Origin of the sequence: Bradyrhizobium sp. U531 (genome assembly GCF_051710265.1) — a bacterium.
Lineage (GTDB): Bacteria > Pseudomonadota > Alphaproteobacteria > Rhizobiales > Xanthobacteraceae > Bradyrhizobium.
Genome location: NZ_JASVEN010000014.1, coordinates 120495 through 137882, shown reverse-complemented (window position 1 = coordinate 137882; position 17388 = coordinate 120495). Strand labels below are relative to the sequence as shown.

Below are 17388 nucleotides of genomic sequence, written 5' to 3'. Positions count from 1 at the left end.
GAGAGAGGAGAGTTCGAAGATGAATTTCGACGACACCCCGCAAGAAGCTGCATTCCGCGAGACCGCGCGCAAATGGATCGACGCCAATGCGCCGAAGGAGTTCGAGGAGGAGCTCTCGAAATCCTCGCTCGGCCGGATCCGGCTCGCAAAGCATGACATGGTCGAGGTCGGCAAGGCCTGGCAGAAGAAGAAGGCGGAGGGCGGCTGGGCCTGCCTGCACTGGCCGAAGGAATATGGCGGCCGTGGCTCGACCCCGATCGAGAAGGTGATCTGGCAGCAGGAAGAAGGCGTCTACGGCAAGCTGACCCAGCCGTTCCAGATCGGCGAGGGTATGTGCGGCCCGACCGTGATGGCCTGGGGCAGCGAGGAGCACAAGCGTCGCTATCTGCCGAAGCTCGCCTCCGGCGAGGAGATCTGGTGCCAATTGTTCTCCGAACCCGCCGGCGGCTCCGACGTCGCGGGCCTGCGCACCCGCGCGGAAAAGCAGGGAGACAACTGGATCATCAACGGCCAGAAGATCTGGACCTCCGGCGCGCATTACTCCGATTACGGCCTGCTGATTACCCGCACCGATCCGAACGTGCCCAAGCACAAGGGCCTCACCATGTTCTTCCTGGACATGAAGAGCAAAGGCGTCGAGGTCCGACCGATCAAGCAGGCCAACGGCATGCAGGAGTTCAACGAGGTCTATTTCACCGACGTGGTGATCCCGGACAGCCAGCGTCTCGGTGCCGTCGGCGAGGGCTGGAGCGTCTCGCTGACGACGCTGATGAACGAGCGCATGTCGATCGGCGCGCGGCTTGCGACTGGTGTCCCCGAACTGTTCGAGTTCTGCTCGAACCTGATGCTGGAGGACGGGCTTGCGATCGACGACCCCGCCGTGCGGTCCAAGCTCGCGAGTTGGGCGGTGAAATCGAGCGGGCTGAAATACACCAGCTACCGCGCGATCTCGGCGCTGTCGAAGGGCGAGCGGCCGGGTCCGGAAAATTCAATCGGCAAGCTCGTCTCGGGCATGATGCTTCAGGACATCGCGACCTACGCCATGGACCTGCAAGGTGCGGCCGGCGCGCTCACCGGCGTGGACGAGGAGACGACGCAGGGCCAGTTCCAGCAGATGCTTCTGTCCTCGCCGGGAATGCGCATCGCCGGCGGCACCGACGAGATCTTGCGCAACATCATCGCCGAGCGCGTGCTGGGCCTGCCCGGCGACATCCGCGTCGACAAGGACGTGCCCTATAACAAGATCCCGACCAAGGGCACATGAGAGGTTGGGTGTCCCGGACGCGGTGCGGCGCGAAGTGCCGCTCCGCAGAGCCGGGGCCCAGAATGCAACAATGGGCCCCGGCTCTGCGCCGCATCACCATAGCGTGTCGAAGACGTGCGTAAACGCACTTATGGTGCTGCGTCGCGTCCGGGGCACGAAAGCGAGATTATCATGGACGCCAAAGTGCCCAACGCCCGCCATTCCAACGAAGACCGCATCGGCGTGCTCGAAGAGCTCCTCAACGAGCGTTATTCGGTTCGCGCCTTCCTTCCCAAGGAGGTCGACCGCGCCACCATCGAGCATGTGCTAACCACCGCGCAGCGCACCGCGTCCTGGTGCAACAGCCAGCCCTGGCAGGTCATCATCGCCAGCGGCGAGGCCAAGGAGCGCTTTCGGCAGGCGATCTACAAGGAGGCCTCGGGCGGCCTTGGCGACGATTACGATTTCACTCCGCCGCGCGAATATGTCGGCGTCTATCTCGAACGCCGCCGCGAAAGCGGCTTCCAGCTCTACAACACGCTCGGCATCGCCCGCGGTGATAAAATGGCATACGCCAAGCAGGCGCTGGAGAACTACAATTTCTTCGGCGCGCCGCATGTCGCCATCATCCACACCAACGAGCCGCTCGGCATCTATGGTGCGATCGATTGCGGTGCCTATGTCGGCAATTTCATGCTGGCGGCGCAGGCGCTCGGGCTCGGCACGATCCCGCAGGCGGCGCTCGCGCGCCACTCCGGCCTGATCCGCCGCCACTTCAACCTGCCTGAAGATCGCCGCGTCGTCTGCGGCATCTCGTTCGGCTATGCCGACAATGCGCACAAGGTCAACAGCTACCGCACCTCCCGGGCGAGCGTGGCCGATACCGTGACCTTCGTGGACAAGTGACCTAGCGTTTCATCCGTGCTGCAGACGCATGAAGGCGGCCGTGCAAACGACCGCCTTCATATTCATCTGAGCCACATTGGCGCCGGTCGTCAGCCGCCGCTGCCGCCGATCACGGCCCGTATGGTCTCGTCTGGGCCAAAATCCTCGGCGCCATCGACATAGAGCAGCGCAGCCAGCTTGGAGCGGGCGCGGTTCACGCGGCTCTTGATCGTGCCGACGGCGCAGCCGCAGATCGAGGCGGCATCCTCGTAGGAGAAGCCGGAGGCGCCGACCAGGATCAACGCTTCACGCTGGTCCTGCGGAAGCTTCTCGAGCGCCGTGCGGAATTCCTCGAACTCGAGATGCGCATTCTGCGAGGGTTGCGTCTTCAGCGTCTTGGCGTAGTTGCCTTCGGCATCCTCGACCTCGCGCCGCCGCTTGCGATAGTCCGAGCGGAACAGGTTGCGCAGGATCGTGAACAGCCACGCCGGCAGGTTGGAGCCGGGCTGGAACGAGTCGATGTTGGCGAGCGCGCGGAGCAGCGTCTCCTGCACCAAATCGTCGGCGCGGTCCGCATTGCCGCTGAGCGAAATGGCGAACGCGCGCAAGCTCGGCACGGCCGCCAGGATGTCGTTACGCAGGGAGTCCGTGAGAGGCATTAATCCCTCCCATTGTTGTTGTCGTTGGATCCGCCCTCATCGCCCATTTGGGGGGCTGCCCCCGGCGCATCAAGCTTCTTGATCAGTTCGGCGAACCGATCCGGAACCCCCTGTCGTACGACATCGTCGTACATGGCACGCAACTGATGGCCGATCCGGGATTGAATCTCCGGAGTGAGCCCTCCCTTGCCGGGGGTCGTGCTTCTGCTGGCTTGAGACTTGAGATCTTTCATGACCTGTTCCACGTTTCCCCGAGTTAAGTGACTGTAAATTCGAGAAGTTTTCTCAACCGGGAGCCGTTCCCTGGATAGGCACAATTCCAGGTTCGATAAAAAGTTCCCCCTAAAGCGGAACTTTTCTCGGGCTGAGGCGTAAACCCGGCCAGCAGGGGAACCCGGGCCCCCCGCGTGACGCAAGGCTGGCCCGAAGACGAATGGAGTGGGGATGTCACGTTCACAGCTTGTTGCTGAACACTTGCCGTTGTTGCGCCGGTACGCGCGCGCCCTGACCGGCAGCCAGGCCTCCGGTGACGCCTACGTGGCAGCCATGTTGGAGGCCATGCTTGGCGATCCGGCGGTGCTCGACGAGAGCCATGGGCCGCGCGCCGGGCTGTTCCGGCTGTTCACCCAGATCTGGAATTCGGTTTCCGTCAATGACGATTCGGAGGTGACGACCCTGCCGATGCCGCCCGAGCGGCGACTGTCGAATATCACGCCGCTGCCGCGGCAGGCCTTCCTGCTGCTGTCGCTGGAAGGATTCTCGGAAGAGGAGGTCGGCTACGTCCTCGGCACCGACGTCGCCGAGACGCGGCGGCTGGCGGATACCGCCGGACGCGAGATGGCGGCCGAGATCGCCACCGACGTGCTGATCATCGAGGACGAGACCTTCATCGCCATGGACCTCGAAAGCCTGGTGAAGAATCTCGGCCACAACGTCGTCGGCGTCGCGCGCACCCATGCCGATGCGGTGGCGCTGGCCAAGAACAAGCGGCCCGGCCTGATCCTCGCCGACATCCAGCTCGCCGACGGCTCGTCGGGTCTGGACGCCGTCAACGAGCTGCTTCGCACCTTCGAGGTGCCGGTGGTGTTCATCACCGCCTATCCCGAGCGCTTCCTCACCGGCGAGCGTCCGGAGCCGGCGTTCCTGATCTCGAAGCCGTTCCAGCCCGCGATGGTTTCGGCGGTGGCGAGTCAGGCCCTGTTCTTCCAGCGCAACTCGCGCAACCGCACGCCCAAGGCGCCTGCGGCGTAAGAAGACCCGTATCGAACAAGAAGACGGCGCGTCGAAAGGCGCGCCGTTTTTGTTTGCCGGCACCCTGTCTCAGCACCCGCGGCAGATACTGCGCATCTTGATATCGACCTTAGCTTGGTCTGCGGCCGATTCTGCCGGTGCTGAGCTCCCCGAGAACGGTAGCGTCGTCTTCGCCCTGAAGACTATGGGTGCCGTGACGTGAAGGCTGCTCTCATCAAGCTCGGCAGGCGGCACGGGAAATGGTGCAGCCGCTTCCACCATCGCCAAGGCCGCAACGTCGAGCTCGCTGGAGCCTGTGCTTTCGACAAGCGCGCTCGAAATCAACTTGCCCGTCCGATCGAGAACAAGCAGGACTTTCGCCGTGCCGCCTTCGGCTGGCGAGTTGCGTGGATAGATCCTCTTGCTGACCAACCGATTGGAAACTTGCCTCTTCCAAGCGTTGATAGAACTCTCCTCGGGGTCTGGGGCCGCAGCCAGCGCATATGCCGGGAGGGCCGCGAGCAATCCGAGAAACGCGGCCAGCGAGTTAAATTTCATCTGCATCGTCGCGGATATTAATCGCCATCTGGTTGATTGCAAGAATCGCTGCTCGTATCGCGCACACCCCGTTGTGGGGAGCTGTGAGCTACCGCAAGGTCCGATCGCTTGACGGCGGCTAAATTGCCCCGTTGATACGTCGGGCCCAACAACATCCATCGCCGCTTTTGCGCGCCGGGAGGTTACTCGCCATGGACCAGCAGCTGCTCGACCGCCTCGCCATCCGCGATCTCGTCGAGAACTGGGCGGTGTGGCGCGATGCCGGTGACTGGGAGCGCTTTGCGACCGTCTGGCACGAGGAAGGGTGGATGTCCGCCACCTGGTTTCAGGGACCGGCGCGGGATTTCATGCGCGTCAGCCAGGAGGGCTTCGCCAGGGGCGTGCGCATCCTGCATTTCCTCGGCGGCACCAGCATCGATCTCGCCGGCCAGCGGGCCATTGCCCAGACCAAGATGACGATCTCGCAGCGCGCCCTCGTGCACGACGTGCTCTGCGACGTCGTCTGCACCGGACGCTTCTACGATTTCCTGGAGAAGCGGCAGGACCAATCCGGAATTGGGAATTGGGGCATCGTCCGCCGCCAGCCGATCTATGAGAAGGACCGGATCGACCCGGTCGATCCCGCAGCAGAGCTTCGGCTCGACCAGAAGGCGCTCGCCGCGCTGCCCGAAGGCTATCGCCATCTCGCCTACATGCAGGAGCTGATCGGCTACAAGGTCAAGCGCGACATGCCGGGCCTGATCGGGCCCGAGGTCGAGAAGCTCTACGGGGAGGGACGGGAGTGGCTGGCGGGGAAGGCCGGATTGTCTGCAAGCAAATGAGGCCCAGACAAAAGTAAGGCGCGACTGGCATCACCACAGTCGCGCCCTACGTCGCCGGCTTATGGGGCAGGGGGGAATAGCCGGCTGTTGAGACGACTCTTGTCTGCAGGAGTCGTTCCCAGCCCTGCCAAATAATTTTCGGTGCCGCGGCTTTTCTCACACACGGTTAAGTGATCGTAGCGGTCAAGAACCCCCGGTCCCTAGCGCGCGTTGTTCCCGCGATCGCCATGGGGCGAGGGACCGACATTCATGTCACAGATTCACAAGGTATTTTTGGGCGTCATCGCGGCCGCCGCGACACTCGGCGCCGTCCAGGTGGGCGCCGTGCAATTGGCCTCCGGCCACGATCTGGCCGACCGCTGGCAGGCGGTCGCCGACATCCCGAGCCAGAGCACAAGTGTCGTGCCAAGCAATAACGTCAACCGCGCCGGAAAGGCCGACCGCCTTTCCGAGACCAGGCAGGCTGCGGTTCCCACCCGCACCGTCTCGATGCGGCTGAACGACCTTGCCGACACCTCGGTGCTGCTGCGGGTCCCCGCTGTGATCGAGACCGGCAATGCCAAGCCGCCGACGACGCTGCTCCTGAACCAGCAGAAGGCGCGCAGCCGACCGACGATCGCCTGCGAGCCGATGGTCAGCTCGCTGACCGAGGTCGCAAAGCTGCTCCAGCCCGGTCGCTGCGTGACCTGACCGGCGCGCCCGCCGGACATCGCGTCCTCCCGCCTCGGGAGGACGATCGTTCACATCCACTTGATCCCTGCCGTGCTCGCGTTATATCCCGGGTTTCTTCCCCTTCGTTTTGACCGGGTAAACGCATGACGACGTCAGACACGGCTGTGCACACGCAGCCCTTCCAGGCCGAGGTTTCCGAGCTTCTGCACCTCATGGTGCACTCCGTCTATTCGGAGACCGATATCTTCCTGCGCGAGCTCGTCTCCAACGCGTCCGATGCCTGCGACAAGCTGCGCTACGAAGCGATCGCCACCCCGGCGCTGCTGGGCGAGGGCGACCCGCTCAAGATCCGCATCATCCCCAACAAGCAGGCCGGAACGCTCACGATCGCCGACAACGGCATCGGCATGGAGCGGCAGGAGCTGATCGATCATCTCGGCACCATCGCCCGCTCCGGCACCAAGGCGTTCGTGTCGAAGCTGAAGGAGGCCAAGGACGGCCTCGGCCTGATCGGCCAGTTCGGCGTCGGCTTCTATTCCGCCTTCATGGTGGCCGACAAAATCGTCGTGATCAGCCGCCGCGCCGGCGAGAGCGACGTCTGGACCTGGAGCTCCCAGGGCGGCTCCGGCTTCGAGATCGCCCGAGCCAGCGACGAAGAGGCGGCGCGCGTGACGCGCGGCACCGAGATCGTCCTGCACCTGAAGGACGACGCCAGGAAATATCTCGAGGCCTTCGAGATCGAGCGCATCATTAGTGCCTATTCGGACAACATCCTGTTTCCCATCGAGCTCGTGCCGGAAGAGGGCGAGCCGCGCCAGATCAATTCGGCGAGCGCGCTGTGGCAGCGCTCGAAATCCGAGCTCGCGGCGGAGGATTACAAGAAGGCCTATCAGCAGATCGCTTCCGCCTTCGACGATCCCGCCATGACGCTGCATTATCGTGCCGAGGGCCGCTACTCCTACGCCGTGCTGCTGTTCGCGCCCTCGACCAAGCCGTTCGACCTGTTCGAGCCGAACCGCAAGGGCCGGGTGAAGCTCTATGTCCGCCGTGTCTTCATCACCGACGATGCCGACCTGCTGCCGGGCTATCTGCGCTTCATCCGCGGCGTGGTCGACAGCGAGGATCTCCCGCTCAACATCTCGCGCGAGATGCTGCAGAACAACCCGCAGCTGGCGCAGATCCGGAAAGCCGTGGCGACCCGTGTCCTGTCCGAGCTGGAAAGCCTCGCCGACAAGGATCCGGAGAACTTTGCAAAGATCTGGGACGCGTTCGGTGCGGTGCTGAAGGAGGGCATCTACGAGGATTTCGAGCGGCGCGAGAAGCTGCTGGCGCTGGCGCGCTTCACCACGACATCGGGCGAGAAGCGGTCGCTGAAGCAGGTCATCGCCGACTTCAAGCCGAACCAGACCGAGGTCTACTATCTCGTGGGCGACAGCATCGAGCGGCTGAAATCCAATCCGCGGCTCGAGGCGGCCACCGCGCGCGGCATCGAGGTGCTGCTGCTGTCCGACCCGGTCGACGCGTTCTGGACCTCGATGCCCTCGGAGTTCGACGGCAAGCCGCTGAAGTCGCTGAGCCAGGGCGATCTCAACCTCGACCTGATCCCGCGCGTCGACGACAAGGACGAGGCGAAGAAGGACGAGCCCGAGGCCGACGAAGCCGCCACCATCGCCGTGATCAAGGCCGCGCTCGGCGAGCGCGTCAGCGACGTCAAGGCCTCGACCCGTCTCACCAGCTCGGCCTCCTGCCTCGTCGCCGACAGCCAGGGCCCGAGCCGCGAGCTCGAGCGCATCCTGCAGCAGCAGAACCGCGGCATGCGCACCAAGCCGATCCTCGAGATCAATCTGCGCCATCCGCTGGTCACGGCGGTCACCAGGGCGCAAGCTGGCTCGAACACGGTCGACGATCTCAGCCTGCTGCTGCTCGAGCAGGCCCAGATCCTGGACGGCGAGCTGCCGGAAGACCCGGCGGCGTTTGCGGCGCGGTTGAACCGGCTGGTGCTGCAGGGGCTCGGCGGCTAAAGCGCGATGAGATTTGGATGAATCGTCACCGCGCTTTAGGTTGTTGTTTAAGCATGATCTTTTCGGAAAACCGCTTCGCACTTTTCCGGATCATGCTTTAGCGCCGAGCACTGCGCTCACCTTGCCGTCATCTGTCCTTAGGAACAGTCGCCTCCGCCCTGGTGTTGTGCCATATCAGGCCGTCGGCATCAGATCCGCCGACGCCGTCGATTCGAAGGTTTAAGTCCATGCGCTTGCCGATATTGACCCTCACCGCGATTGCCACGCTGTTCGTGGCGGCCGATGCCAGCGCCCAGACCTATGATCCGCGCTATCCGGTGTGCATGCACGTCTATACGCCCGGCGGCTTCGGTGGTGGTGGCGGCGATTATTTCGATTGCTCCTTCACGTCGATCCCGCAGTGCCGCGCGACGGCCTCGGGACGCTCGGCGAGCTGCGACGTCAATCCCTATTACGCCTTCGACCAGCCGCCGCCGCGCAAGCGTCACAAGAAGGTGCAATAGCAACTCCGATGCAGCGTACCGGAATACTGTCCCTCCGTCTCTCGTTCGGCCTGATCGTGGTGGCCGGCGCATTGCTCGCAACCGCGCCGTCGCGGGCGCAGACCTTCGATCCGCGCTATCCCGTCTGCATGCACGTCTATTCCGGCGCGAACGGCGGTGGCGGGGAGTGGTACGACTGCTCCTTCACCTCTCTGCCGCAATGTCGCGCCACGGCGTCCGGCCGGTCCGCGATCTGCGATCCTAATCCCTATTATCCGGTCCACGCGCCGGCATGGCATCCGTCCCGCAGGCCGCCCGGCCGCTAGCCCTCGTGCTGCTGCCGGCTGCGGCGGTTGAGCCAGGTCAAAGCGCGCATGCGCGCATCCGCGGCATTCTCATCGCTTAGCCCGACGCCAGGAGTCCGGCATCATGCCGGCCTTTCAGATCGGGCGCATGAAGCGAGGAGATTTCCATGAACAGGCGCACCCTTGCGGCAATCGTCGGCGCAACCCTTGTCACGATCGCCTTACAGCCGGCCCGCGCGGACGTGATCGCGCGTTACGAATGCAGCCTTGCCGGATTCTTCACCCAGGAGCCGATCGGCGACCGTCCCGATCACAATCTGGTGGCGCAGGACTATGTCTGCGTCGGCGTCGAGGGCGTGTTGAAAGGCGCGGTGTATTCCGCGTCGAATGTCGTCGAGTGGGACGGGCCCAAGGCGACGATGCTGATCGGGAGCGGCGTGCACCGCATTCCCGGTGGACGCCTCATCACGCAGCTCACTGAAGGCTCGGCCCAGGCCGTGATGAAGGACGGCAAGCCCGTCGGCGTCGCATCCTCGGGCAAGGGCGTGGTGAAGTTCGCATCCGGCCCGTTTGCCGGCCTGAGCGGCAAGACCGTCCAGTTTGCCACGAAGCCCATCAATCCGATCCGCTTCGATCTCGAATTCACGGCGGATTGAGGCGGCGCGAAGGTCTGCCGTCGCGCGTGGTCAGGCCTCGAGGAGACGCTAGTCCTTCTTGATCCCCGACAGCTCGACCACCTTGCGCCAGCGGTCGGTCTCGGCGGTCAGCATGCCGCCGAATTCACCGGCGTTGCCGTGCAGCGGGACGGCGCCGAGTTCGGCGATGCGGGCCTTGATGCCGGAATCGGACAGCGCCGCATCGATCTCGCGATTGAGCAGATCGACGATCTCGCGCGGCGTGTCGTGCGGGGCGCCGACGCCGTAGAACGACGACGTCTCGTAGCCCGGCAGCGTGTCCGCGATTGAAGGCACCTCCGGCAGGATCTCCGAGCGCTCGCGCGTGGTGACGCCGAGCGCGCGCAGCTTGCCGGCGCGCACCAGCTCGAAGGAGGAGGTGACGTTGTCGAACATGCCCTGGATCTGGCCGCTCATCACGTCGGTCAGGCCCGGTGCCGAGCCGCGATAGGGGACGTGGGTGAACTTTACGCCGGCCATTGATTTGAACAACTCGCCCGAGAGGTGCAGCGAGGTGCCGATGCCCGAGGAGGCGATCGATATCTTGCCGGGATTGGCCTTGGCGTAGGCGATGAAGTCGGCGACGGATTTCACCGGCAGGTCGTTGTTGACGACCAGCACCAGCGGAATGCGCGCCACGCCGGCGACCGGTGCGATGCCGCGGGCGAAATCATAGGGCAGCGCCGGATCGAACGAGGCGTTGATCGCGTTCGCGGTCGAGGTCAGCAGCAGCGTGTAGCCGTCGGGTGCCGAAGAGATCACTGCCTGCGTCCCGATATTGCTGCCGGCGCCGGGCTTGTTCTCCACGACGAAGGTCTGGCCCAGCCGGTCGGACAGGCGTTGGCAGAGCAGTCGCGACAGCAGGTCGGTCGCGCCACCCGGCGCATAGGGCACGACCCATTTTACGCTGCGCGAGGGATAAGAGGGATTGCCGAGGGCAAACGCGCGCGGTGCCGCGAGCACGGCTGCGGCACAGGCGGCGGTCTGAAGGAAATGTCGTCTGGTGATCATGGGTCTCGCCTCAACAGAATCGAAGCTGCTGCGCTCTTCTTCCTTCTCCCCTTGTGGGAGAAGGTGGCGCGAAGCGCCGGATGAGGGGTTTTCGCCACTCGTGAGATTGTCCGTGTGGAAAGAGACCCCTCACCCGTCGCGCTGCGCGCGCCACCCTCTCCCACAAGGGGAGAGGGTTAGCAGGACCGCTTCGCTGCTTTGCTATCGCAAGATTTGCGCTGCTGCGCACGCCGATCCCGCCGGCTTGGTAAAGGATCACTAGAGTTAATCGCGCACTAACGGAGTTTTACCTTGTCTCTTAACACCTGGGCAGGGCGCGAGAGCTAGATTGCGGTATCAGCAGGCAGCCCGAGAGAATGAGCGGCATGACGACCGGTGTCATCGAACGGCAAAAAGTCGCGCGCGCGCCTTCGGCTTCGAAGATCTGGCTGAAGGCCATCGAACTCACCGCGCGGATCGAGTCGCTGCCGGGACGCCTGTTCGCAGACGTCATCGACGATTGGGCGCAGCGCCAGCCCGATCGCGTCGCGTTGGTCACGGACGATACAAGTCTCCCCTACGACGCCTTGTCGAAGCGCATCAATCGCTACGCGCGCTGGGCGCGCTCGGTCGGCGTGGCCAAGGGCGACACGGTCGCCCTGATCATGCCGAACGGCATCGATTATCTCGCGGCCTGGCTCGGCATCAGCCGGGTCGGCGGCGTGGTCGCACTGCTCAACACCAAGCTGGTCGGACCCTCGCTCGCGCATTGCATCGACGTCGCCCGCCCCGCGCATATCATCGTGGCGCATGAGCTGGCGGAGATGCTGGAGGGCGCAGCACCGCATCTGAAGACGAAAGCCAAGGTTTGGACCCATGGCGATGCCCGCAGCGATCTTGCCATCGACGTCGCGCTCGCGGCGCTGGACGATGCGCCCCTGTCGCCGGAGGAGCATGGCGAGGTCACGATCGACGACCGCGCGCTGCTGATCTACACCTCGGGCACGACGGGCTTGCCGAAGGCGGCCAGCATCAGCCATCGCCGCATTCTCAACTGGGGCTTCTGGTTCGCCGGCCTTGCCGGCGCTGGCCCGCAGGACCGGCTCTATGATTGCCTGCCGTTGTTTCACTCGGTCGGCGGCATCGTCGCGCCGTGCAGCATGCTCGCCGCCGGCGGCTCGGTGGTGATCGCGGAGAAATTCTCGGCCACGCATTTCTGGCCCGACATCGTCCGCCACGATTGCACGCTGTTTCAATATATCGGCGAGCTCTGCCGTTACCTGCTCAAGGCACCGCCGTCGGAATACGAGAACCGACATCGTCTCCGCCTCGTCTGCGGCAACGGCCTGCGCGGTGATATCTGGCAGGACTTTCAGGATCGCTTCGCCATTCCCCGCATCCTCGAATTCTATGCGGCGACGGAAGGCAATTTCTCGCTGTTCAACGTCGAAGGACAGCCGGGCGCGATCGGCCGCGTCCCGCCGCTGCTGGCACATCGTTTCCCCGCCAATCTCGTCAGGCTCGACCCCGATAGCGGCGTGCCGCTGCGCAATAACGAGGGTTTCTGCATCGCCTGCACCCGCGGCGAGGCCGGCGAGGCGATCGGCCGCATCGGCAGCGCCAATGAGGGCGGCGGCCGCTTCGAGGGCTATACCGACGCCGGCGAGACCGAGAAGAAAGTCCTTCGCGATGTCTTCGCGAAGGGCGATGCCTGGTTTCGCACCGGCGATCTAATGCGGATCGACGACAAGGGCTTCTTCCATTTCGTCGATCGTATCGGCGACACGTTCCGCTGGAAGGGCGAGAACGTCGCGACCTCGGAGGTGAACGACGCGATCCGCGATTTCACCGGCGTGGTCGACGCCACCACCTACGGTGTCAGCATTCCCGGCGCCGACGGCCGCGCCGGCATGAGCGCGATCGTCGTCAACGAGGGCTTTGACATTGCGGCGCTGCCCGCACATCTCGCGCAGCGCCTGCCGGCCTATGCGCGGCCTGTGTTCATCCGCATCTCCAGCGAGATCGATGCGACCGAGACGTTCAAGCAGAAAAAGGGCGAGCTGTCGCGGGAGGGGTTTGATCCCGCCGGCATCTCCGAGCCGCTGTTCATGGCGGACGCGAAATCCGGAGCCTATGTCCCGCTGGACGCCGAGGCCTATGCGGCCATCCTGAACGGCTCGATCAGGCTGTAGATCGCCAAAATCGGCAGATAGGTCCAATTTTATCTGAATTGTCCAAGAAGCCATTTACTTCTGTCGGGTAAACAAGCCGCCATGGGAGGCGGCCAGCAAGAGCCGCCGCAACGCCAACGATAACAAAGCGAGCCAGCCATGTCGGTCAGGTCTAAGGTCATTGAGGCGATCCAGCAGATCGCCAAGGAGCAGAACGTCACGCTTCCGAAGCTGTCGGACGACCTGTCGCTGCACGAGACAGGCTTCGACTCGCTCGCCTTCGCGATTCTGGTCGCGCGTCTCGAGGACGATACCGGCGTCGACCCTTTCACCATTTCCGAGGACGCAGCCTTCCCCGCCACGGTGGGTGATTTCGTGCGGGCCTACGAAAATGTCCCCGCGTGAGATCTTCGCACTCCGCGACCATCTCGGCGCGGAGCTGAAGGGACGCACGATCTCCGACGCGCATGATGTCGTGTCGCTGACCGACATCCTGTCGCAGACGGTCCTTGGCGGCCGCCTGCACGAATTGTCGGGCCGCTCCGTGCTGCTCAAACTGTCCGACCAGCTCCGGTCGGGCCTCGCCATGATCGAGCTCGACGGCATCGCGCGCCGCATGCTGCTGTGCCCGCCCGATCTGAACCCGGCATACCTCGACGCGCTGATCGCGGATGCCGGGATCGACGCCGTCGTCACCGACGAGCCCGATCGCTGGGCGGGTTCGGGCGTGTCGCTCGTCGTCACCGCACAATTGCCGCTTCAAGCCACCGCGCCGGCCAGGACCGAACGCGCGACGGAATGGCTGATGCTCACATCGGGCACCTCGGGCGTGCCGAAAATCGTCGGCCACACGCTGGAAGCGCTGACCGGTGCGATCGTCGCCGAAGGCCCCGCGCGCGGACCGGCGCCGGTCTGGGCGACATTCTACGACATCCGCCGCTATGGCGGCTTGCAGATCTTCCTCCGCGCCATCCTGTCGGGCGGCTCGATGGTGCTGTCTGACCCGCACGAGGCGCTTGGCGATCACGTCGCGCGGCTGACGGCGCGGGGCGTCTCGCACATCTCGGGCACGCCGTCGCATTGGCGCAAGCTTCTGATGAGCGGTTCGGCCGCGCAATTCGCGCCGGGTTACGTCCGCCTCTCCGGTGAGATCGCCGACCAGGCGGTGCTTGACGGGCTGAAGGCCGCATTTCCAAAATCTTCGGTCGGTCATGCCTATGCCTCGACCGAGGCCGGCGTCGGCTTTGCCGTCAACGACGGGCTGGAAGGCTTTCCGGCCGACTATCTCGGCAACCGCAACGGCGTCGAGATGAAGGTCGTGGACGGCTCGCTGCGGATCCGTTCGACGCGCACGGCGCATGCTTATGTTGGCCGGGACGCTGCAGCGCTCACCGATGGCGACGGATTTGTCGACAGCGGCGACATCGTCGAGCGGCGCGGCGATCGCTATTATTTCGTCGGCCGCCGCGGCGGCATCATTAATATCGGGGGCCTGAAGGTCCATCCCGAGGAGATCGAGGCGGTGATCAACCGCCATCCCGACGTGCGGATGTCGCGGGCCAAGTCGCGGAAGAGCCCGATCACCGGCGGCATCGTGGTCGCCGACGTGATCCTCAGCGAGGGCACCGATCCCGCGCGCACGAAAGAGATCCGCGACCAGATCCTCGATCGGTGCCGCGCGCAGCTCGCGTCCCACAAGGTGCCGGCTGTGATCCGCTTCGTCGAGGCGCTCGACGTCACCCCGGCCGGCAAACTGGCGCGCACCGATGCATAACAACGTTCTCGTCACCGGCGGCAGCCGCGGCATCGGCCTTGCGATCTGCAAGCGCCTTGTCGGCGCCGGCTATAACGTGATCGCGGCGGCGCGGCGCGAAAGCGACGAGCTCAGGGCCGCGATCACCGAGTCGGATGGCCGCCTGCATTTCCGTGCCTGCGACCTTGCCGTGATCGACGCGATCCCGGCCTTCGCAAAACTGGTACGCGACGAGTTCGGCCCGATCTACGGCCTCGTCAACAATGCCGGCCTCGGCACGGAAGGCCTGCTCGCCACCATGCACAATTCCCAGATCGAGGCACTGGTGCAGCTCAACGTGCTGTCGCCGATCATCCTCACCAAATATGTGGCGCGGCAGATGATGGCCGATGGGGCCGGCCGCATCATCAACATCTCCTCGATCATCGCGACGACCGGCTATAACGGCCTGTCCGTCTACGGCGCGACCAAGGCGGCGGCCACCGGCTTCACCCGCTCGCTGGCGCGCGAGGTCGGCAAGGTCGGCATCACCGTGAACGCGATCGCGCCGGGGTTCATCGACACCGAGCTCACGCACAATCTGTCCGACGAAGGGCGCAAGCGCATCGCCGGCCGCAGCGCGCTGCGCCGCCTGCCGGAGACCGATGACGTCGCGCGCATGGTGGAATATCTGCTCGGCGAAGGCGGCCGCAACGTCACCGGATCCGTGTTCACCGTCGATGCCGGGAATACGGCCTAGGCGGAACCCGGCGGATGCGATGGCGTTGATCCGGAGCAATGACATTCAGCCGGATTTGGTCGTAAGATGCCCCGCAATCGATTGGGTTACGTCAATCGATCTGCCCTAATCGACAGGGAGCAGTCCATGGCCATGCCTGACATGACCGCTTCAATTCAGGGCCAGACGCAGCAATCCCGCGCGAAGCCGGACGACGTCCATTGCCCGCCGATGACGCATCAGAATTCCGGCAGTCACGGCTATGAAATGTACCCGCAGCAATTCGTGCGCCTGGTCGGCTGCCATGACGCCTCTCTCGATGGCTTGCGCAAGCGCCAGGACGAGAAGCTGCACTAGCTGCTCACGTCCGGTGCTTCGGTGAATCCTTCGGCAGGTCGATCCGCTCGTGGGAAAATTCCGGCGGGCCTTCGGTGAGGCGGCGGATGCGGCGCTCGCGTTCGTCCGCCGGCAAGGCCGGATCGAGCAGCGCCTCGATCTCGTGAATGGCGATCTCTTCGATCTTGGTGGCTTCCGAGGCGATCGGGTGCTCCGACGGAAGCACCGGCGGCGCGATCTTCAGGCCCAGCTCGATCAGTTTGCAGATGGCATCCGAGCGGGTCAGGCGATGGGCTTCGGCCCAGGCATCGACGGCCTCCGTCAGTCTTTCGGGCATCTTCACCGCGCTGATCGGCTCGACGCCGGTACGCCGGCGCACCTGAGAGGTGGAGTCCTTATTGCCGAAATCGGACACCTCGATCATCCCATGCAAGGCCGTGGAGGTGGACGACGATAGCCGCAACTCCCGGCCGGTCATTTGACGCCGATCAATGACCCGCTGCGGCATTGCAACGCGCTGGCATCTCGTTGTCACCCAATCTTGTTGTCCCGACCGGTTTCGGCCAATGATGAGGAGGGGCAGCCGGCCGGCGAACCCGGATCGATCCTGCCACGTATTTGTTGCGCATTCCAACCATCCGGCGTCCCCGATGACCCCAGGCGAAACCTTCTACGGCGGCATTCCCGTCTTCCGCGGCTTCACCAGCCTGATGGACCCCGCGCTCTACGCGCCGCTTCCGGACGATTGGAGCATCGGCGTTGCCGATATCGTCGATTCCACCAAGGCGATCGCGGCGCAGCGCTACAAGGCGGTCAATATGGCCGGTGCGGCCGTGATCGCGGCGGTGACGAACGCGCTGGAGGGGCGCGAATTCCCCTTCGTGTTCGGCGGCGACGGCGCGAGTTTTGCGGTCGCGCCGTCCGACCTCGATGCCGCGCGCGAGGCGCTGGCCGCGACCGCGACCTGGGTGCGGGAAGATCTCGATCTGACCATGCGCGTCGCGCTGGTGCCGGTCAGTGCCATTCGCGCGCAGGGGCTCGATGTGCGCGTCGCCCGCTTCGGCCCCTCGGCCAATTTGTCCTATGCGATGTTCTCGGGCGGCGGGCTCGCCTTCGCCGACGCCGCGATGAAGCGCGGCGAGTTTGCGGTCGCCGAAGCGCCGCCCGGCACCCAGCCGGATCTGTCCGGCCTGTCCTGCCGTTTCGAGGTGATCCCGGCCTCGCGCGGGTTGATCCTGTCGGTGCTGGTGATGCCGGCTGGCGGCGCCGACCCGCAGCGCTTTCGCAAGGTGATCGAGGACATCATTCATCTCGTCGAGCGCAGCCCGGACGGTGCGCGCCCGGTGCCATCGCAGGGGCCGCCGCTGAAATGGCCGCCGCAGGGGCTGGATTACGAGGCCCGCACCAGGCGCGGCGGACCGCTGTTTGCGCGCAGGGCCAGCGTGCTGGCCTATACGCTGTTCGCCTATCTGATCCTGCGCTTCGACCTCAAGGTCGGCGGCTTCGTGCCGAATCTCTACAAGCGCCAGGTCGTCGAGAACTCCGACTTCCGCAAATATGACGACGGCCTGCGCATGATCCTCGACTGCACGCCGCAACTCGAACGCGCGCTGAGCGATCGCCTGGCGGCTGCCGCGCGCGACGGCATCGTGCGCTACGGCCTCCATCAGCAGGACGCCGCCATGATGACCTGCTTCACGCCCTCGGCGCTGCGCAGCGATCACGTGCACTTCATCGACGGCGCGCGGGGCGGCTACGCCTCGGCGGCGACGGCGCTGAAGGCGACGATGGCGTAGAAGAATTCTTGTGTCCCGGACGCGCTGCGGCACTGCGGCGATGCAAAGCATCGTCCGGTGTGACGCTGCGCAGA

General features: G+C 64.7%; 20 protein-coding genes. 15 read left to right on the top strand and 5 right to left on the bottom strand.

Annotated elements, in window-relative coordinates:
- The first annotated feature begins 19 nt into the window (after window positions 1-19).
- Together QRQ56_RS37175 and QRQ56_RS37170 are read left to right on the top strand one after the other, a co-directional pair.
- On the top strand, window positions 20-1264 hold the full coding sequence (locus tag QRQ56_RS37175; protein WP_438746686.1) for an acyl-CoA dehydrogenase: 1245 nt from the start codon (window positions 20-22) through the stop codon (window positions 1262-1264).
- A 171-nt stretch (window positions 1265-1435) separates the two neighbouring features.
- Entirely contained in the window at window positions 1436-2149 is a 714-nt protein-coding gene (locus QRQ56_RS37170; protein ID WP_438746684.1) for a nitroreductase, read from the top strand.
- Between the two features lie 89 nt (window positions 2150-2238).
- Here QRQ56_RS37170 and QRQ56_RS37165 read toward each other — a convergent pair whose 3' ends face one another.
- Window positions 2239-2787, bottom strand: coding sequence for a sigma-70 family RNA polymerase sigma factor (locus QRQ56_RS37165; protein ID WP_084251855.1), 549 nt, complete (start codon window positions 2785-2787; stop codon window positions 2239-2241).
- Complete coding sequence (locus QRQ56_RS37160; protein ID WP_438746682.1) at window positions 2787-3020, bottom strand: NepR family anti-sigma factor; 234 nt, start codon at window positions 3018-3020, stop codon at window positions 2787-2789. Before QRQ56_RS37160 ends, QRQ56_RS37165 begins: the two co-directional genes overlap by 1 nt.
- A 211-nt stretch (window positions 3021-3231) precedes the next feature.
- Between QRQ56_RS37160 and QRQ56_RS37155 the strand changes: the two genes are divergently transcribed.
- Window positions 3232-4038, top strand: a complete 807-nt coding sequence (locus QRQ56_RS37155) for a response regulator (RefSeq protein ID WP_438746681.1) — start codon at window positions 3232-3234, stop codon at window positions 4036-4038.
- A 69-nt stretch (window positions 4039-4107) separates the two neighbouring features.
- Here the strand turns inward: QRQ56_RS37155 and QRQ56_RS37150 are convergent, their stop codons facing one another.
- On the bottom strand, window positions 4108-4575 hold the full coding sequence (locus tag QRQ56_RS37150; protein WP_438746679.1) for a TonB family protein: 468 nt from the start codon (window positions 4573-4575) through the stop codon (window positions 4108-4110).
- Between the two features lie 191 nt (window positions 4576-4766).
- On the opposite strand from QRQ56_RS37150, the gene QRQ56_RS37145 reads away from it, so the two are divergent.
- The 6 genes from QRQ56_RS37145 to QRQ56_RS37120 all read left to right on the top strand — a co-directional run bounded on the left by QRQ56_RS37145 (window position 4767) and on the right by QRQ56_RS37120 (window position 9532).
- A complete protein-coding gene (locus QRQ56_RS37145; RefSeq protein ID WP_438746678.1) occupies window positions 4767-5396 on the top strand; it encodes a nuclear transport factor 2 family protein in 630 nt (209 codons plus the stop codon).
- 249 nt (window positions 5397-5645) lie between these two features.
- Complete coding sequence (locus tag QRQ56_RS37140) at window positions 5646-6086, top strand: hypothetical protein (protein ID WP_438746677.1); 441 nt, start codon at window positions 5646-5648, stop codon at window positions 6084-6086.
- Between the two features lie 125 nt (window positions 6087-6211).
- Complete coding sequence (gene htpG, locus QRQ56_RS37135) at window positions 6212-8089, top strand: molecular chaperone HtpG (protein ID WP_438746675.1); 1878 nt, start codon at window positions 6212-6214, stop codon at window positions 8087-8089.
- A 227-nt stretch (window positions 8090-8316) separates the two neighbouring features.
- Window positions 8317-8592 (top strand): DUF3551 domain-containing protein, encoded by a 276-nt coding sequence (locus tag QRQ56_RS37130; protein ID WP_438746673.1) that lies wholly within the window; start codon window positions 8317-8319, stop codon window positions 8590-8592.
- An 8-nt stretch (window positions 8593-8600) separates the two neighbouring features.
- Window positions 8601-8897 carry a DUF3551 domain-containing protein gene (locus QRQ56_RS37125; protein WP_438746671.1) on the top strand — a complete coding sequence of 99 codons (297 nt, stop codon included), beginning with the start codon at window positions 8601-8603 and terminating at the stop codon, window positions 8895-8897.
- 146 nt (window positions 8898-9043) lie between these two features.
- Complete coding sequence (locus QRQ56_RS37120; protein WP_438746669.1) at window positions 9044-9532, top strand: hypothetical protein; 489 nt, start codon at window positions 9044-9046, stop codon at window positions 9530-9532.
- A gap of 48 nt (window positions 9533-9580) precedes the next feature.
- Here the strand turns inward: QRQ56_RS37120 and QRQ56_RS37115 are convergent, their stop codons facing one another.
- Entirely contained in the window at window positions 9581-10561 is a 981-nt protein-coding gene (locus QRQ56_RS37115; protein ID WP_438746667.1) for a Bug family tripartite tricarboxylate transporter substrate binding protein, read from the bottom strand.
- A 356-nt stretch (window positions 10562-10917) separates the two neighbouring features.
- Between QRQ56_RS37115 and QRQ56_RS37110 the strand changes: the two genes are divergently transcribed.
- The 5 genes from QRQ56_RS37110 to QRQ56_RS37090 all read left to right on the top strand — a co-directional run bounded on the left by QRQ56_RS37110 (window position 10918) and on the right by QRQ56_RS37090 (window position 15539).
- On the top strand, window positions 10918-12732 hold the full coding sequence (locus QRQ56_RS37110; RefSeq protein ID WP_438746665.1) for a long-chain-acyl-CoA synthetase: 1815 nt from the start codon (window positions 10918-10920) through the stop codon (window positions 12730-12732).
- Window positions 12733-12870: 138 nt separating this feature from the next.
- Complete coding sequence (locus QRQ56_RS37105; protein ID WP_438746663.1) at window positions 12871-13116, top strand: acyl carrier protein; 246 nt, start codon at window positions 12871-12873, stop codon at window positions 13114-13116.
- Entirely contained in the window at window positions 13103-14485 is a 1383-nt protein-coding gene (locus QRQ56_RS37100; RefSeq protein WP_438746661.1) for a class I adenylate-forming enzyme family protein, read from the top strand. Before QRQ56_RS37105 ends, QRQ56_RS37100 begins: the two co-directional genes overlap by 14 nt.
- On the top strand, window positions 14478-15203 hold the full coding sequence (locus tag QRQ56_RS37095; RefSeq protein ID WP_438746659.1) for an SDR family NAD(P)-dependent oxidoreductase: 726 nt from the start codon (window positions 14478-14480) through the stop codon (window positions 15201-15203). Before QRQ56_RS37100 ends, QRQ56_RS37095 begins: the two co-directional genes overlap by 8 nt.
- A gap of 126 nt (window positions 15204-15329) precedes the next feature.
- Entirely contained in the window at window positions 15330-15539 is a 210-nt protein-coding gene (locus tag QRQ56_RS37090) for a hypothetical protein (protein ID WP_438746658.1), read from the top strand.
- Window positions 15540-15543: 4 nt separating this feature from the next.
- On the opposite strand, the gene QRQ56_RS37085 is transcribed toward QRQ56_RS37090, so the two are convergent.
- Window positions 15544-15942: a hypothetical protein gene (locus tag QRQ56_RS37085; protein WP_438746717.1), complete on the bottom strand. Its 399-nt coding sequence runs from the start codon at window positions 15940-15942 to the stop codon at window positions 15544-15546.
- 226 nt (window positions 15943-16168) lie between these two features.
- Here QRQ56_RS37085 and QRQ56_RS37080 point away from each other — a divergent pair, with 226 nt between their 5' ends.
- The gene (locus tag QRQ56_RS37080; protein ID WP_438746657.1) at window positions 16169-17314 is read left to right on the top strand and encodes a DUF3095 domain-containing protein; all 1146 of its coding nucleotides are present in this window, start codon (window positions 16169-16171) and stop codon (window positions 17312-17314) included.
- The last annotated feature ends 74 nt before the right edge of the window (window positions 17315-17388 follow it).

Bases quoted from the DNA above. Each gene is read 5' to 3' on its own strand.
- QRQ56_RS37150 (WP_438746679.1), bottom strand. From the start codon at position 4,575: ATGAAATTTAACTCGCTGGCCGCGTTTCTCGGATTGCTCGCGGCCCTC.
- htpG (WP_438746675.1), top strand. From the start codon at position 6,212: ATGACGACGTCAGACACGGCTGTGCACACGCAGCCCTTCCAGGCCGAG.
- QRQ56_RS37095 (WP_438746659.1), top strand. From the start codon at position 14,478: ATGCATAACAACGTTCTCGTCACCGGCGGCAGCCGCGGCATCGGCCTT.
- QRQ56_RS37085 (WP_438746717.1), bottom strand. From the start codon at position 15,942: ATGATCGAGGTGTCCGATTTCGGCAATAAGGACTCCACCTCTCAGGTG.
- QRQ56_RS37160 (WP_438746682.1), bottom strand. From the start codon at position 3,020: ATGAAAGATCTCAAGTCTCAAGCCAGCAGAAGCACGACCCCCGGCAAG.
- QRQ56_RS37090 (WP_438746658.1), top strand. From the start codon at position 15,330: ATGGCCATGCCTGACATGACCGCTTCAATTCAGGGCCAGACGCAGCAA.
- QRQ56_RS37125 (WP_438746671.1), top strand. From the start codon at position 8,601: ATGCAGCGTACCGGAATACTGTCCCTCCGTCTCTCGTTCGGCCTGATC.
- QRQ56_RS37175 (WP_438746686.1), top strand. From the start codon at position 20: ATGAATTTCGACGACACCCCGCAAGAAGCTGCATTCCGCGAGACCGCG.
- QRQ56_RS37080 (WP_438746657.1), top strand. From the start codon at position 16,169: ATGACCCCAGGCGAAACCTTCTACGGCGGCATTCCCGTCTTCCGCGGC.
- QRQ56_RS37140 (WP_438746677.1), top strand. From the start codon at position 5,646: ATGTCACAGATTCACAAGGTATTTTTGGGCGTCATCGCGGCCGCCGCG.
- QRQ56_RS37110 (WP_438746665.1), top strand. From the start codon at position 10,918: ATGAGCGGCATGACGACCGGTGTCATCGAACGGCAAAAAGTCGCGCGC.
- QRQ56_RS37170 (WP_438746684.1), top strand. From the start codon at position 1,436: ATGGACGCCAAAGTGCCCAACGCCCGCCATTCCAACGAAGACCGCATC.
- QRQ56_RS37130 (WP_438746673.1), top strand. From the start codon at position 8,317: ATGCGCTTGCCGATATTGACCCTCACCGCGATTGCCACGCTGTTCGTG.
- QRQ56_RS37100 (WP_438746661.1), top strand. From the start codon at position 13,103: ATGTCCCCGCGTGAGATCTTCGCACTCCGCGACCATCTCGGCGCGGAG.
- QRQ56_RS37145 (WP_438746678.1), top strand. From the start codon at position 4,767: ATGGACCAGCAGCTGCTCGACCGCCTCGCCATCCGCGATCTCGTCGAG.
- QRQ56_RS37155 (WP_438746681.1), top strand. From the start codon at position 3,232: ATGTCACGTTCACAGCTTGTTGCTGAACACTTGCCGTTGTTGCGCCGG.
- QRQ56_RS37105 (WP_438746663.1), top strand. From the start codon at position 12,871: ATGTCGGTCAGGTCTAAGGTCATTGAGGCGATCCAGCAGATCGCCAAG.
- QRQ56_RS37165 (WP_084251855.1), bottom strand. From the start codon at position 2,787: ATGCCTCTCACGGACTCCCTGCGTAACGACATCCTGGCGGCCGTGCCG.
- QRQ56_RS37115 (WP_438746667.1), bottom strand. From the start codon at position 10,561: ATGATCACCAGACGACATTTCCTTCAGACCGCCGCCTGTGCCGCAGCC.
- QRQ56_RS37120 (WP_438746669.1), top strand. From the start codon at position 9,044: ATGAACAGGCGCACCCTTGCGGCAATCGTCGGCGCAACCCTTGTCACG.